This is a genomic window from Sphingomonas sp. HDW15A (assembly GCF_011301715.1).
Lineage (GTDB): Bacteria > Pseudomonadota > Alphaproteobacteria > Sphingomonadales > Sphingomonadaceae > Sphingomicrobium.
In genome coordinates, this window is the sequence record NZ_CP049870.1 from 353,473 (window position 1) to 367,337 (window position 13,865).

The 13,865-nt window shown below is 62.1% G+C and carries 14 protein-coding genes and 1 tRNA gene; 4 read left to right on the forward strand and 11 right to left on the reverse strand.

The window, feature by feature from the left end:
• The first annotated feature begins 9 nt into the window (after positions 1–9).
• Positions 10–792, forward strand: a complete 783-nt coding sequence (locus G7076_RS01865) for a TylF/MycF/NovP-related O-methyltransferase (RefSeq protein WP_166199928.1) — start codon at positions 10–12, stop codon at positions 790–792.
• Between the two features lie 96 nt (positions 793–888).
• Complete coding sequence (locus G7076_RS01870; protein ID WP_166199930.1) at positions 889–1,392, forward strand: 2OG-Fe(II) oxygenase family protein; 504 nt, start codon at positions 889–891, stop codon at positions 1,390–1,392.
• Between the two features lie 145 nt (positions 1,393–1,537).
• Here the strand turns inward: G7076_RS01870 and G7076_RS01880 are convergent, their stop codons facing one another.
• Both G7076_RS01880 and G7076_RS01885 read right to left on the reverse strand, forming a co-directional pair.
• Positions 1,538–2,527 (reverse strand): NADP-dependent oxidoreductase, encoded by a 990-nt coding sequence (locus G7076_RS01880; protein ID WP_166199934.1) that lies wholly within the window; start codon positions 2,525–2,527, stop codon positions 1,538–1,540.
• Between the two features lie 110 nt (positions 2,528–2,637).
• A complete protein-coding gene (locus G7076_RS01885) occupies positions 2,638–3,558 on the reverse strand; it encodes a DUF2171 domain-containing protein (RefSeq protein WP_206367561.1) in 921 nt (306 codons plus the stop codon).
• Between the two features lie 187 nt (positions 3,559–3,745).
• Between G7076_RS01885 and G7076_RS01890 the strand changes: the two genes are divergently transcribed.
• A tRNA-Ala gene (locus tag G7076_RS01890) sits at positions 3,746–3,821 on the forward strand.
• 287 nt (positions 3,822–4,108) lie between these two features.
• On the opposite strand, the gene G7076_RS01895 is transcribed toward G7076_RS01890, so the two are convergent.
• The 7 genes from G7076_RS01895 to G7076_RS01925 all read right to left on the reverse strand — a co-directional run bounded on the left by G7076_RS01895 (position 4,109) and on the right by G7076_RS01925 (position 9,723).
• Positions 4,109–4,540, reverse strand: coding sequence for an SRPBCC family protein (locus G7076_RS01895; RefSeq protein WP_166199938.1), 432 nt, complete (start codon positions 4,538–4,540; stop codon positions 4,109–4,111).
• Between the two features lie 35 nt (positions 4,541–4,575).
• Positions 4,576–4,935, reverse strand: a complete 360-nt coding sequence (locus tag G7076_RS12300) for a glutathione binding-like protein (RefSeq protein WP_346774096.1) — start codon at positions 4,933–4,935, stop codon at positions 4,576–4,578.
• Between the two features lie 419 nt (positions 4,936–5,354).
• Positions 5,355–6,149, reverse strand: coding sequence for a copper resistance protein B (locus G7076_RS01905; protein ID WP_166199942.1), 795 nt, complete (start codon positions 6,147–6,149; stop codon positions 5,355–5,357).
• 349 nt (positions 6,150–6,498) lie between these two features.
• Positions 6,499–8,202, reverse strand: a complete 1,704-nt coding sequence (locus tag G7076_RS01910; RefSeq protein ID WP_166199944.1) for a copper resistance system multicopper oxidase — start codon at positions 8,200–8,202, stop codon at positions 6,499–6,501.
• Between the two features lie 89 nt (positions 8,203–8,291).
• Positions 8,292–8,549, reverse strand: coding sequence for a hypothetical protein (locus G7076_RS01915; RefSeq protein WP_166199946.1), 258 nt, complete (start codon positions 8,547–8,549; stop codon positions 8,292–8,294).
• A 43-nt stretch (positions 8,550–8,592) separates the two neighbouring features.
• Positions 8,593–8,922, reverse strand: coding sequence for a hypothetical protein (locus tag G7076_RS01920; protein ID WP_166199948.1), 330 nt, complete (start codon positions 8,920–8,922; stop codon positions 8,593–8,595).
• A gap of 45 nt (positions 8,923–8,967) precedes the next feature.
• Positions 8,968–9,723, reverse strand: a complete 756-nt coding sequence (locus G7076_RS01925) for a glutaredoxin family protein (protein WP_166203269.1) — start codon at positions 9,721–9,723, stop codon at positions 8,968–8,970.
• Positions 9,724–9,853: 130 nt separating this feature from the next.
• Between G7076_RS01925 and G7076_RS01930 the strand changes: the two genes are divergently transcribed.
• On the forward strand, positions 9,854–10,183 hold the full coding sequence (locus G7076_RS01930) for a MerR family DNA-binding protein (RefSeq protein WP_206367588.1): 330 nt from the start codon (positions 9,854–9,856) through the stop codon (positions 10,181–10,183).
• 20 nt (positions 10,184–10,203) lie between these two features.
• Here the strand turns inward: G7076_RS01930 and G7076_RS01935 are convergent, their stop codons facing one another.
• The gene (locus G7076_RS01935; RefSeq protein ID WP_166199950.1) at positions 10,204–11,205 is read right to left on the reverse strand and encodes a L,D-transpeptidase family protein; all 1,002 of its coding nucleotides are present in this window, start codon (positions 11,203–11,205) and stop codon (positions 10,204–10,206) included.
• Positions 11,206–11,340: 135 nt separating this feature from the next.
• Positions 11,341–13,707, reverse strand: a complete 2,367-nt coding sequence (pnp, locus tag G7076_RS01940) for a polyribonucleotide nucleotidyltransferase (RefSeq protein WP_166199952.1) — start codon at positions 13,705–13,707, stop codon at positions 11,341–11,343.
• Positions 13,708–13,865: the final 158 nt, after the last annotated feature.

The window sequence follows — 13,865 nt, forward strand, 5'->3', positions numbered from 1 at the left end:
AGGGCAGGTATGGCCAGCAGTAACCATTCAAAACAGCCCCTAAGAGACGCTTACATCGACCTTTTGAAGCGTTCGATCACCAACTTCCATAATCTGGGCGGCAATGCTTCATTCGAGCAGTTTCGATGCGTGAACCATTACGACGTTCCGACGGGGCGATGGAAAATCGGGCCATTCGCCCGTCCCAAGACCCTGCTAAGCAAGCCGCAGCTCGACCTTATTGAACGCGCCGTGGTGCGGGTCGAGCGCGAAAAGGTTTCGGGGGATTTCATCGAGGCCGGGATTTGGCGCGGCGGCGCTGTCATCCTCATGCGAGCGTTGCTTGACGCCTACGAGATCAAGGACCGGCGGATCTTCGCCGCGGATTCATTCGCCGGCATTCCGATCAACACTCGGGCGAAGGGCGACCCGGTCGACAAATGGGTGGACCGCTGGGCGGCGCCTCTCGATGACGTCAAGGCCAATATCCGCCGTTTCGGTCTGCTCGACGACAAGGTCCGTTTCCTCGCAGGCTTCTTCGCCGACACCCTGCCGACCCTGACGGACGAACGGTTTGCGCTCGTTCGCCTCGACTCCGATTCCTACGATTCGGTGGAGACCTCGCTCGAACATCTCTACCCGCGCCTGTCCCGAGGCGGCGTGCTCATCATAGACGACTGGCATTTGGTTGGGTGCCGTCAGGCGGTCGAGGACTATCGCAACCTGCACGGAATATTCGATCCCGTGGAAGTCGTTGACGGCAACGGCCTATGGGTGAAGACTCACCCCTCTGGATTCCCCCGCCACAGCTAAGCCGAAGGTCTGATGTTGATCTCGTTGAATCCGCAACTTGATCGGGCCGAGCTAAGTCGGAAGCTGACGCGCTACGGGCATGTGCAAATCCCCGACGTGCTGACCGCCGACAGCGCGGAACGGCTGAAATCCTTGCTCGCGAATAAGACGCCTTGGTGCTTGGCGTGGCAGGCGGGAAGCGACGGCCCCAACCTTGTCCGCAATGCCGAGATTCGGGCGATGGGCGTCAACGAAAAGTCGTTGCTGTTGTCGAAGCTGGCTGCGACGGAAAAGGATTCCTACGCGTTTCTCTATCACAGCTATCCGCTGGTCACCGCCTATCTCGAGAAGTGGAATCCAGGCTGCGCGCACGAGCGGCTGCTGGAGGAGTTGAACACCGAGGCTTTCCTCTCCCTGCTGCGCGACGTCTCCGGGATCGATGCGATCGTCAAGGCGGACGGGCAGGCGACGCTGTATGCGCCCGGCAACTTCTTGTGGCCGCACAACGATTCCGAATCCTCGCGCGGCCGGCGCGTCGCCTATGTGCTGAACCTCACCGCCACCGACTGGGCGCCGCAGTGGGCGGGTACCTCAACTTCTTCGACGACTCCTGGGACGTAACGCACGCCATCCTGCCGCGCTTCAACACCTTGAACCTGTTCGCCGTGCCGCAATGGCATAGCGTTTCTGAGGTTAGCGCGTCCGCGCCCATCGCTCGCTATGCCATCACTGGCTGGGGCCGCGACCGTTAGGATCGTCGACGAGCCTAGAGTTTTACCAGCATCTTGCCGGTGTTGGCGCCGGTGAACAGGCCGAGGAAGGCGTCGAACGTATGGTCAAGACCTTCGATGACCGTGTCGCGGCTCTTGACCTTGCCGCTTGCCACCCAGCCGCCCATTTCCTGATAGAATTCGCCGAGCCGACCCATGTAATCGGTGTAGATGAACCCCTGCAGCCGGATGCGCATGGCGATTACGCGCATGATGTAGCGAAGGCAGGTCGGCTCCGCACTGTTATAGCCCTCGATCATCCCGCAAATGGCGAAACGCGCGTTCTGCTTGGCTACCGCTAGAGCTGCGTCCAGGTGGTCGCCGCCGACATTGTCGAAATAGACGTCGATACCCTTGGGCGCGGCAGCCGCGAGGGACTTCACAACTGGTCCAGACTTGTAATCGATAACCTCGTCGGCGCCGAGAGACTTCACAAACGCGCATTTCTCCGTGCCGCCGGCCGATCCGATGACGGTCATGCCCTTGGCCTTGGCGATCTGAACGACAGCCGAGCCTACCGCGCCCGCGGCGGCCGATACGAATACGATGTCGCCCTCCTTCGCGCTCGCAGCATCAAGCAAGCCGAAGTAGGCCGTCCCGCCGGTCAGTCCGAGGTTGCCGAGGAAGGCCTGCGGTTCGACCCCGGGGATCGCCGGAAGCTTGTTGAAGTTGCCCGCTGGCTCGACCGCCTCGTCGCGCCACCCGGCCATGTGCACAACCACGTCGCCCGGCTGGAAGGAAGGATCGCGGCTTTCGACGACCTCCCCGACCGCGCCGCCGGTCATCGGTTTGCCGATCTCGAACGACGGAACGTAGCTTTTCACGTCGTTCATCCGGCCGCGCATGTAAGGATCGACTGACAGCCAGCGGTTGCGGACATGAACCATGCCGTCGTCGAGGGCGGGAAGGGTAAACTCCCGAAGCTCGACGTCCGCCCTGGTCGGCATTCCGCTCGGCCGTTTCGTCAAATGCCAGGCTCGTGCCATTATCGCTCTCCTCATGCGTCGCGTTTCGGAACCCTAGGCGCTCTTCAGCTCTCGAAAAAGCCCGGACGCATCGCTGCGTCCGGGCTCGCCGCTCCCGATGGGAATTAGGCTCAGTAGGTGCCGGAGAAGCTCCGGTTCAGCATGTGCGGACCGCTGTCGTCGGGCCGCTCGTCCTCGAACAGCGCGCGGCTACGCTTCTGCGCTTCAAACGATTGCTGGATCTGGGCTGCCGGCTGATCGAGGATCAGCCTACCATCCTCGACGCGGTCGAAGCGCGAACAGCCGATCACATGGTGGCGGCCGTCGGGGCTATCGTTCTTGGTTAGTATGATCCGATCCGACTTGATATGGTCGATCTTGCCGATCGGCTCATTGTCGGAACCTACGACCTCCATATGCTCGGTGAGCTGGGAAACCAGTTGCTTCTTGCTTTCGCGATTCTGGCGCCAGGTGCCAAATTCGGTTTCGAAGCGGGAGCTATTCTCGCGCCGGAATTCGTCATAGTCGCGGTCGAGCTCGTCGATCTGGCGGCTTCGCCAGCTGGTGTAGTCGCGATCGTGAAGGCCTGATGCGGAAGCGCCGCTTCCCCATCCGCGCTGCGATTGGCCGCGATCCCAGTTGCTACCATAGCCGGAGCGATCGAATGCGCTCTCCCGCTCGAACTCGCTCGACCGGCCATAGTCGCCGGTGAACGGCCGATAGCCGCCACTTTCCGAACCGTAATCGCTTCGGCCCGACTGGCGGCCGGTGTACGGGCGGCGATAGCCTTCGTCGCGCCAGCGCGCGCTGCGCTCATAGCGGTCATAGTCGCGATCGGCGGAGAAGGTTCGGCTGCGGTCGCGGCCGATCAGTTGGTCGTCATCGTAGCGCTCGTCGCGATCGCGGCGGCGTTCCGCCTCGTCATCGCCGAACCAGCTCGAAACTTCGTCGCGGGCGCGCTCGAAGAAACCGCGCTCCTCGCGGTCGTCGCCATATTGGCGGCCGCGCGGATCGCGGTGGCGGCGGCGCTCGTCGTAACGGTCATATGCCATGATTCTTGCCTCCTCTTGATAAGCCTCCCGAACGAGGGAGACCTCGCGAAATGGAATGCGCGATTGAGGCTCTCGTTCCGGCGATAAGGACGAGCGGCCGGGCTTGGACGATGAGTTGAGGAAACAATCCGAACGGGCGTTGCGCGAGGGCATAAGCGCCGCTATTGGGGCGCTCGCTGGACGGAGCGGGGCTGTAGCTCAGATGGGAGAGCGCTGCAATCGCACTGCAGAGGTCAGGGGTTCGATTCCCCTCAGCTCCACCAGCCACCCTGTCTGAGGCCAAGAGTTAGGCTTCTTTAAGCGCTCCCGCGGACAAGGAAGACGCCGGCAAGCACCATCAGGACACCGACCACCCCCACCAGCGAATTCGGTAGGCTGTCCCTTGTGTGGGCGTACTTGGAATCCCAGCTCAAGCTGGCAAGGGTCGAAGGAGTATTTGGCGGATAAGTCGTATGGCGCGGCTCGTACCCCGCGGCTTCGTCTCAAAAAAGCCATTTAGTTCGGTCGAAGCCGACTGCTCGACTGTAAAGCCGGCAGGCTTAGGCTTCGGCTAGCGTTCGACGTGACCCTTAAGCGCTTGAAGTACCTGTTCCCAAACGTCCGTCATTACTGCGTGGTAAGGCCCCGGCGGAATGTCGCTGTGGCTAACATTCAGGACAACGTTCGGTCCATCCTCCCTGAGGGTGTATCGGATACGAAGATGGTTCTCCGCCAGCTGGGCCGTGCGGTGGTTCGTGCTCCAGTATCGGTATTGGAATACTTCGGGCGGGCTAAGCACTTCAATCACACCGATATCCTCGAATGGTGTTCCGTTGCTGTCACCCCGAAATATGATGCTTCCGCCTTCGCAACCATCGGACTCGACCGACTTAAATGGCAAGTATCGGACGATCTCATGGGGCTCAGTCAACGCACTAAAAAGTTGTTCGCGCGTTGTGCGAATAACTTTCGATTTCTCGATCACGAGGCGTTCGTCAGACATGAAATTCCCTGGTCCTGAGCCGATCCAAAATACGTCTAGCTTGCGACCGCAATCTCGATTTCTTCGGTGGAAAGGGCTCGCTGTACCGCGGGCCGGTTGAGCATTCGCCTCGTGTGGTGCGACCAGTCCTCGAACCGGCTCATGTCGAGACCTATGAGGCCGCCCCAACGGAAGAAGACGAGGGGGTAAGTGTCGGCGACCGAGAAGCGGTCGCCAACAAACCACTCGCGGCCGCGAAGCAACGCGTCGATCCGTTTGAAGCCGTCGGCGATGGTTTCGCGACCAAGCTCCACGACTTCATCTCTCGCCGCCTGCGTTGTGGCGAAGCGCTGGGAGCGCCAAAACTGCGCGAAAGCGACGTGCACGGATGAACTGAAGAAGTTGAGTAGTTGCACCGTGCGTCCATACCCCTCGTCGTCGGGGGAATCAGCACTCCGCTCGGAGCCTTGCGGGCAAGATAGAGCAGGATCGCAGGCGCTTCGGTTAGGACGAATTGATCGTCCTCCAGCACAGGCACTCGGCCTTGCGGATTCAATGCCAGAAATTCTGGCGTCTCATGCTGTTGCAGCCGGATCGTGACTCTTGTCGTCACGAAAGGCTCGCCGAGTTCTTCCAGGATGATGTGAGGGGCGAGCGAACATGCTCCTGGCGAGTAATAGAGTCGGCGCATCCCTGCCTCAGACGATTGACGGATCTGGGTTACGCGGACCGGCGGGAAGCGCCCGCGGGGCGCGCTATTGCCCGAATATCATTGGGCTGCAAGGGACACCCTTCCGTTGGCCCTGACTTCGCATTTATGTGTTACCAGGCCTGACTAAGCAGTAGATCCCGGCAGGCCGTCAAAACCAGAAGCGCAAGCCGGCCAGCACATTGAAGCCGTCAGCCCTTTCGCCCTCTTCGCGGCGGAAGTCGCCGGTGTCGCCGAAAGCATGTTCATATTCGACGCCGATGTAGGGGCGACGAGCGGCGAGACCTGGTAGCGAAGGCGAAGGCCGAGCGAGCCTTCACTCAGCCCCGCGCCAATTCCGAGTTCCTCGACATCTTGCGCTGAAAGCGCGATCTCGAGCCTCGGCTGGAGGATGAGCTTCTGAGTGACCCTAAGGTCGTATTCTGCCTCGGCCCGGGCCGTCAGTTCGCCCTTGTTCGACAGAAACATCGTCCCTTCCACTTCCCACCAATAAGGGGCGAGACCTTGGACCCCGAGGGCGAGGTGCGTTCGATTCGGTCCCGGCTGCGGATCGAAACGAATGCCTGTCTGAAGGTCGAACCATGGGCCGATGGCGTGACTCCACAGCGCCTGAACTTCGGCATGCTCGAGCTTATCGCCCCAGGATCCTTCGACCTCGCTCTTGAGCCAGAGCTTATCGATGTCGCCTCCGTACCAGGCCTGCATGTCGAGCACATATGCGTCGCGGCTGTCGCGGAAGCTGGTCTCGGCACGATCGACGAGGAGTTTGGCAGCGGGCATGCCGCCATGCTCTTCGCGCAAGATGTTGCGGCTACGCTCCATCGCCGAGCCCCAGACCGCGTCGGCCGCGTGGGCCGGGCCGGATAGCGCTTCCGATGGCGGCGACGCTATCGGGATGTCTACCGAAGCCGTTTGGCTCATCTCATGCCCGGCATGAGGGTCTGCCTGCGGACCCGAGGGCATCGTGCAATGGCCCATCGCCGCATGTTCGGGGGTGCAGGTCGATGAGAGGGGCGGTGGCGCCGCGGGCGTTTCCGGAAGTTTGCAGTGGCCCATCGCCGCATGTTCGGGTGTGCAGGTCGATGAGGGGGCGGTGGCGCCGCGGGCGTTTGGGGCAGCTTGCAGTGGCCCATCGCCGCATGTTCGGGTGTGCAGGTTCCGCTCACGGCTGGCGCCGTTTCCGAAGCCGCATGGCTGGCATGTGGGTCGGACACTTGAGCGAGCGCCGGCGAAGCTAGGCACGTCGCGGCTAGGATCAAGAAAGCCCGGGTCATGCCTTTTCTCCGTCCATCGGCCGGACGCTGACGACGCGCATCATCCCCGCATGCATGTGGTAGAGCAGGTGGCAATGGAACGCCCAGTCACCCGGCGCATCGGCCGTGAGGTCAAGGTCGACGAAGCTTCCGGGTAGCACGCGGATCGTGTGTTTCAACGGCTGGTGTCCGGGATTGCCGTTGACGATCTCGAAGAAATGGCCGTGCAGGTGCATCGGGTGGGTCATCATCGTGTCGTTGATGAGCCGAAGTCGGACGCGCTCGTTGCGAGCGAATCGATAGGGCTCCGGATTCTCGCTCAACTTCGCACCGTCCATCGACCACATGAACCGTTCCATGTTGCCGGTCAGGTGGATGTCGATACGACGGGTCGGAATGCGCGTGTCCGTGTTGGGCTTCAATGACACGAGGTCGTTATGGGTCAGAGCCTTATGGCTCACGTTGTCGAGACCGATCCCGGGATGGTCGTTCCGGTTGATCGGCATCGGCGCGATCATGTCGACACCGGGGCCAACCTTGAAGTCGACTTTGGACTTGTCACGCATGTTGTGATCCATCGTCATGGCGCCGCCGCCGTGAGCGGAGTGATCCATTGCCATGCCCATATCCGCCATGGTCAGCGTCGGCCGCTCGCGAAGCGGCGGCACTTCCGCGCGCATGCCCGCGTTTGGCGCGAGAGTTGCGACGCCCATGCCGGAACGGTCAATGCCTTCGGCCACGAACGTATAGGCCCGGTCCTCCGGGACGACGATCAGGTCGTAAGTTTCGGCATTGCCGATCTGAAGCTCGTCGACCTCGACCGGGCGGACGTCAATTCCGTCCGTTGCAACCACCAGCAACTTGAGGCCCGGAATCCGGATGTTGAAGATGGTCTGCGCTGCCGCATTGATGAGCCTGAGCCGCACGCGCTCGCCGGGACGGAACAGGCCGGTCCAATTCTCCGCCGGGCTGTGACCATTGATGAGATAGGTATAGGCGGCTGCCGTGACGTCCGAAATGTCGGTCGGGTCCATCCGCATCTGTGCGAACATCGCTGCGTCTTCTGCTGAGAGGCCGTCGTTGCCTTTGTTGGCAAGCGTTCTTTTGTTGCGGTTGAAGAAGCCGCCCTCCTGCTTCATCCGCATGAATAGCCGGTGCGGATGCATGAATGTCCAGTCGGAAAGGACGATGACGTGCTCGCGGTCGTACGCAACCGCATCGGGCCCCGCCGGATCGATGACGATCGGGCCGTAATGGCCGAGCTGCTCCTGGAGCCCGCTGTGGCTGTGGTACCAGTAGGTGCCGGACTGCCTGATCGGGAATTCGTAGGTGAAGCTCGTCTTTGCGCGAATTCCGGGGAAGCTGATTCCCGGAACGCCGTCCATCTGAAAGGGTACAAGCAAGCCGTGCCAATGGATCGATGTGTCCTCGTCCAGCCTGTTGTCCACCGTCAGACGAACTTTCTGTCCCTCTTTCAGGCGGATCAGCGGCGCCGGAACGGTGCCGTTGATGGCGATCGCATGTCCGATCCTGCCGTCAAGCGGAAAGACGAGCTTGTCGACGGTGAGGCGGATGTCCTCACCGCTTAGCGTCTGAGACGTCTTGGCGACGACCCCGTGGCTCAAGGTCGATGCCCAGGCCGGCCTCAGCGCGGCTGTCGCAGCGAGCGCGGTGCCTCCGCCGATGAACGCCCGGCGGTCGAGCGAAGGAATAATTGTCATGTCAGTCTCCGCGCCCGGACCTGGGCGCCAGAAATGTCGGTTCGGGCCGAGGGGAACGGGCGCCGCCGGCTGACGGCGCCCCTGCCCGACTAGTGGCTGGCGTGGCCTTCGTGAGCGCTGGCATCGGTCGAAGCCGGCTTGGCATCGCCCTTCATGTCCATGCACTCCATCTTGCCGTCCTTGCCCTTCATTTTCTCGCAGCATTCCTTGCAGTCATGCTTGCCCTGCTGATGCTTGGAATGATCCATGCTGCCCTCATGCGGGGCCTGGGGACCAGCCCCAGGTGCGGACTGGGCGGAAGCCGGAACGGCGAAAATAAGCGCAATCGCGCCAATAATGGTCTTCATTGTAAGTCTCCGAAAAAGCGATGTTCAACGAAAGGTTGGAACGTCAGCTTCGTCTCGGAGGCGGAGTCGCGATCTCCGGCTCGATCCCGGAGAATGGTGCCGAAATGGCCACGGTCCGCGGGGCGGTAGGCTTCATGATAGACAGCGGCACCCACACCTCGGCCGCCGGAAGCGCGGTGCACGTTGTCGTGCAGTCCATCTTCGCGGCCGGCGCCTTGTCCTTCACCGGCAGCTTGTCGCAGTGGCCGGCAGTCATGCCTAGCGCCGAGTGATCGTCCGGCGTGGGCCCGGTGCCGGCGATTGCGCCGGTCATACCGAGGGGCATAAGCATTAACGCAAAAAGCGTCAGCACCTTCATGAGCGCCGATATCATGTCATGCCTTCTAAGCATGCGCACCTTGCCTCGCAATGACTCACATCAGAACCACATGCGGGCCATCCAAAGAGCCATGCCGATCATCATCAGATTCTCGGTGAGCGAAATAAAGCCAAGGGGCACGTTGCTGGACCCGCCCACGCAGGCGCACTTCAGCGTACGCTTTTCGATGTAGACCGCTTTGAACACTGAAGTCGCACCAACCGTGCCGATGAACAGGGCAAGCGGCACGGACAACCAGCTAAGGGCACCGGCGACCATCAGAACGCCAGCGGCGCCTTCGGCGAATGGGTAGACGTAGCTGTAAGGGACCCAACGCTTCGCCAGCAGGTCGTAATTCAGGAACATCGTCGCGAAGCTTTCGACGTTCTGCAGCTTCAGGAGGGAGAGGACAATCATCGACATTCCGATGAACCACTCCGCCGCCCGGACCGTGAAAGCGCTGCCGGTTACAGCATGGCTCACCGCCATCGCCATCAGCGCCGTCATCGCGAAGAGGGCAACGACCGGACGATAGCTGGTCGCACTCGGATCGCTGACCCGCTTTCCGAGAAAACGGCGCAAGTCGTCGTATCCGCCGACGCGTCTGCCACCGATGAACACCTGCGGCGTGGTGGCTACGTTGTAGCGCGACTTGAACGCGTCCGTTTCTTCGCGGCTGGTGAGATGGTGGTCTTCGACTTCATAGCCGGAGCGTTCCAGCAAATGCTTCGCCTTGAGACCGTATGGGCAGGTGTGGTGCGGCATCACCATGCGATGAAGCACCGCCTTCCCCGTCCTGCCTGGCGCGTTTGACATGTCCGACATTTCTTCACTCCTTGTGCTCGTGTCGGCAGTGATATAGCTTCCGTACCATGGTACAGAGTCAAGGCCCTCATTCGCTCACCATTGGAAAGCTTGCCGCTGCTGGGGGGTCGGCGTTGAGACAATCCGCTTCTATCAGCGCAAGGGGCTGCTCGAGACACCAACGCGCGACGAAGGAATCCGGCGCTACGGATCGGAAGATGTTCGCCGTCTCCGCTTCATTAGGCAGGCGCAGACGGCTGGTTTCACACTTCAACAGATCAGGGAGCTGCTTCTGCTGGATTCGGGGACTGACCGAGCGCGTGTTCGCGCACTTGCCCAAACACGAATTCAGGACCTCGACAGACGGATCGCTGAACTCACGACTGCGCGGGACTCACTTCGGCGTCTTTCAAAGGAATGCGCCGAAGGCACGAGTGGGCCGTGCCCTATCCTCGAGGCATTCGAGAGTTAAGGCCCACGAATTTGGCCCGGTCAGTTGGTGGCGGGATCTTCGTCAGATGCAATGACCGTAGTTTGCTGGCCGGTCGTGTCGGCGGTCATCGAGGCGCCAGTGATGAGAACCGTCGTTCCCGGCTCCATTACCGACCGCATATGCTGGACGAATTGTCCGGGCAGCTGCATCTCCTCGACGCCGCGCGTGCTGACGATGGCCGCTTCTTCGGCAGCCAAGTTATTGACTCCGACCTGGATCCACTCGGCCTTTCCCGCGCGGTCGCGGGACATGGTCAGGACCTGCGACTCCGAGGCGCCCTGATGGATGACGGCACGAGCCCTGCCAATTTCGACCCCGTTGCGAAGGATGACCACGGCCTGGTCCGCGGTCGAGATGATGATCGACACCGGACCGCTGGGACTTAGCTGCGGTTGCCAGCTGAACGCCTGTTTGTCCCCGAGTGGAAGCGCAACCGCGCCATGGCCCTGAAGGCTTGCGGGGGCGAGCAGGCCGGCCGGGGGGCGCTTGTGCGGGCTACCGGCGCGACCGGCGATGACGACGGTTCCACCTTTGTCGGTCGTGTTGAACAGCACTTCGGAAAAAGCGAGCGGCAAGCGGACGCAGCCGTGGCTGGCCGGGTAGCCCGGAAGGTTGCCGGCGTGGAGCGCGACCCCCTTCCAGGTGAGCCGCTGCATGTTGGGCATCGGCGCATTGTCGTAAGTTCGGCTGTGGTGGACCTTGGCCTTTTCGAGGATAGTGAAAACCCCGTTCGGCGTATCGTGACCAGCTTTGCCTGACGAAATCGTCGAGACGCCGATGCGAATGCCATTGCGGTAGACGGATGCCTGCTGGCGGCCGAGGTCGACATAGACCAGCACAGGCCCCTTGGGCGCGAGGTTGCCGCCCCATACCCAGTCGCCGGGCTTCAGCGACTCCGCCTTTTGCGCCAGTTCGGCGGAAGAATTGACCTTCGTGCCCGCGGCAAAAGCGGGCGTGGCAATGAGTGAGGCGGCGGCAAGCAGAAGCGGCGACAAACGCATGATGTTCCCCGAAGAATGCGAGTCTCTGGGGATATTAACCGACGTTATCTTTCGCAGCAAAGCCGGATGGCAAGGCGCCAACAAAAAGCCCCCGGTTTGCGCCGGAGGGCTTGTTGTTCGGTTACAGACCTAGGCTTAGTCGTCCTTGTCGCCCGTCAGGAACGCCGGGGCGAACTCGGGCGCGGGGCCTTCGTCACGGTCCGAACGCTCACGGCGCGGACCACGGTCGCCCCGATCGCCGCGGCCTTCGCCTCGCGGGCCACGGTCGTCACGATCACGGCGCGGACCGCGGCCTTCGCGACGGCGGTCACCGTCACGTCCACCACGGTCGCCCCGATCGCCGCGTGGACCACGGTCGCCGCCTTCACGCGGTTCGCGCGCAGGCCGCGTGTCTTCGAGCTCGGCGCCGGTTTCCTGGTCGACGAGGCGCATCGACAGGCGAACCTTGCCGCGCTGGTCGACTTCGAGCAGCTTGACCTTCACTTCCTGGCCTTCGGTCAGGACGTCGGCGACCTTCTCCACCCGCTCGTTCTTGATTTCCGAGACGTGGACGAGGCCGTCTTTGCCCGGCATGAACGTCACGAACGCGCCGAAATCGACGATGCTGGCGACCTTGCCGGTGTAGATCGTGCCGACTTCCGGCTCGGCGACGATGCCGGTGATCCACTGGCGGGCAGCCTCGATCTGCGACAGGTCGGAGGAGCTGATCTTGATCAGGCCCTCGTCGTCGATGTCGACCTTGGCGCCGGTCGTCGCGACGATCTCGCGGATGACCTTGCCGCCGGTGCCGATGACTTCGCGGATCTTGTCCTTCGAAATCTGCATCGTCTCGATGCGCGGCGCGTGAGCCGAAAGCTCTTCGCGGGTGTGGTCGAGGGCCTTGGCCATTTCGCCCAGGATGTGGGCGCGGCCATCCTTCGCCTGGGCAAGGGCGACCTTCATGATCTCCTCGGTAATCCCGGCAACTTTGATGTCCATCTGAAGGCTGGTGATGCCTTCTGACGTGCCGGCGACCTTGAAATCCATGTCGCCGAGGTGGTCCTCGTCGCCAAGGATGTCGCTGATCACGGCGAAGTCCTTGCCTTCGAGGATCAGGCCCATGGCAATGCCGGCAACCGGGCGCTTCAGCGGAACCCCGGCGTCCATCATGCTCAGAGAACCGCCGCAGACCGTGGCCATCGACGAAGAGCCGTTGGATTCGGTAATGTCGGAGAGGACCCGGATTGTGTACGGGAAATCGTCCATCGACGGCAGCATCGGGTGAAGCGCACGCCATGCGAGCTTGCCGTGACCGACTTCGCGGCGGCCCGGAGCGCCGAAGCGGCCAACTTCGCCGACCGAGTAGGGCGGGAAATTATAGTGCAGCATGAAGCGCTGGTAGGAGAGGCCCTCCAGCCCGTCGATCATCTGCTCCGATTCCTTTGTTCCAAGGGTAGTGGTGCAAATCGCCTGGGTCTCCCCGCGCGTGAACAGCGCCGAGCCGTGAGCGCGGGGAAGGAAGCCGACCATCGCCTCGATGGGGCGAACCGTCTTGGTGTCGCGGCCGTCAATGCGGCGGCCTTCCTTGATGATCGCGGTGCGGACAACGTCCGCTTCCAGCTTCTTCACCAGCTTCAGGGTGCCCAGATAGGCGGCCGGATCCGTTTCAGCCAGGTCCGCGAACGCTTCGCGCGCCTTTTCGCGGGCCTCGTTGATCGCAGTCTGGCGCTGCTGCTTGTTGGTCAGCTTGTAGGCGGCCTCGAGATCCTTGCCGATGACCTCCTTGAGCTTGGCCTTGGTTTCCTTGCTGTCGTCGAGAAGCTCCAGGTCCCACGGATCCTTGGCGGCCTTTTCTGCGAGCTTGATGATTCCCTCGCAGACCTTCTTGGAGGCGGCATGGGCGAACATCACGGCGCCGAGCATGACCTCTTCCGAAAGCTCATTCGCTTCGGATTCGACCATCATCACGGCGTTCGGGGTGCCGGCGACGACCAGGTCAAGGTCGCCCTCGGCGACTTCGGTGCCGGTCGGGTTCAGGATGTACTCGCCATCCTTGTAGCCGACCCGGGCCGCGCCAATCGGACCCATGAACGGGACGCCCGAAATCGTCAGCGCGGCGGACGCGGCGCACATGGCGACGATGTCCGGCTCGTTCTCACCGTCGTAGGAGAGGACCTGCGCGATGACGAGGACTTCGTTGTAGAAGCCTTCCGGGAACAGCGGGCGGATCGGACGGTCGATCAGGCGGCTGGTCAGCGTTTCCTTTTCGGTCGCGCCGCGCTCGCGCTTGAAGAAGCCGCCCGGGATACGCCCCGCGGCCGAAAATTTTTCCTGGTAGTGGACGGTCAGCGGGAAGAAGTCCTGGCCCGGCTTCACCGACTTGGCGGCGGTGACGGCACACAGCACGACGGTTTCACCCAGCGTGGCGATGACGGCGCCATCGGCCTGGCGGGCAACGCGGCCCGTTTCGAGCTTGAGGGTCTTGCCGCCAAGATCGATTTCTACAGTTTTGATATCGAACATTTTATTTCCTTCGCCCGGCGGCCGGATGCCGGCGGGTTCCTCATTTTGCGGGCTTACCGGCCCGCGGCGGGTTGAGGCGTTCAGTCTTGCCCCTGTCGACGGCGCTTCCCGCCGGATTGCGAAAAGCCCCGATAGTCGAAGGGCGCCCGAAGGCGCCC

Bases quoted from the DNA above. Each gene is read 5' to 3' on its own strand.
- pnp (WP_166199952.1), bottom strand. From the start codon at position 13,707: ATGTTCGATATCAAAACTGTAGAAATCGATCTTGGCGGCAAGACCCTC.
- G7076_RS01920 (WP_166199948.1), bottom strand. From the start codon at position 8,922: ATGATATCGGCGCTCATGAAGGTGCTGACGCTTTTTGCGTTAATGCTT.
- G7076_RS01880 (WP_166199934.1), bottom strand. From the start codon at position 2,527: ATGGCACGAGCCTGGCATTTGACGAAACGGCCGAGCGGAATGCCGACC.
- G7076_RS01910 (WP_166199944.1), bottom strand. From the start codon at position 8,202: ATGACAATTATTCCTTCGCTCGACCGCCGGGCGTTCATCGGCGGAGGC.
- G7076_RS01865 (WP_166199928.1), top strand. From the start codon at position 10: ATGGCCAGCAGTAACCATTCAAAACAGCCCCTAAGAGACGCTTACATC.
- G7076_RS01885 (WP_206367561.1), bottom strand. From the start codon at position 3,558: ATGGCATATGACCGTTACGACGAGCGCCGCCGCCACCGCGATCCGCGC.
- G7076_RS01915 (WP_166199946.1), bottom strand. From the start codon at position 8,549: ATGAAGACCATTATTGGCGCGATTGCGCTTATTTTCGCCGTTCCGGCT.
- G7076_RS01925 (WP_166203269.1), bottom strand. From the start codon at position 9,723: ATGTCAAACGCGCCAGGCAGGACGGGGAAGGCGGTGCTTCATCGCATG.
- G7076_RS01895 (WP_166199938.1), bottom strand. From the start codon at position 4,540: ATGTCTGACGAACGCCTCGTGATCGAGAAATCGAAAGTTATTCGCACA.
- G7076_RS01905 (WP_166199942.1), bottom strand. From the start codon at position 6,149: ATGAGCCAAACGGCTTCGGTAGACATCCCGATAGCGTCGCCGCCATCG.
- G7076_RS01935 (WP_166199950.1), bottom strand. From the start codon at position 11,205: ATGCGTTTGTCGCCGCTTCTGCTTGCCGCCGCCTCACTCATTGCCACG.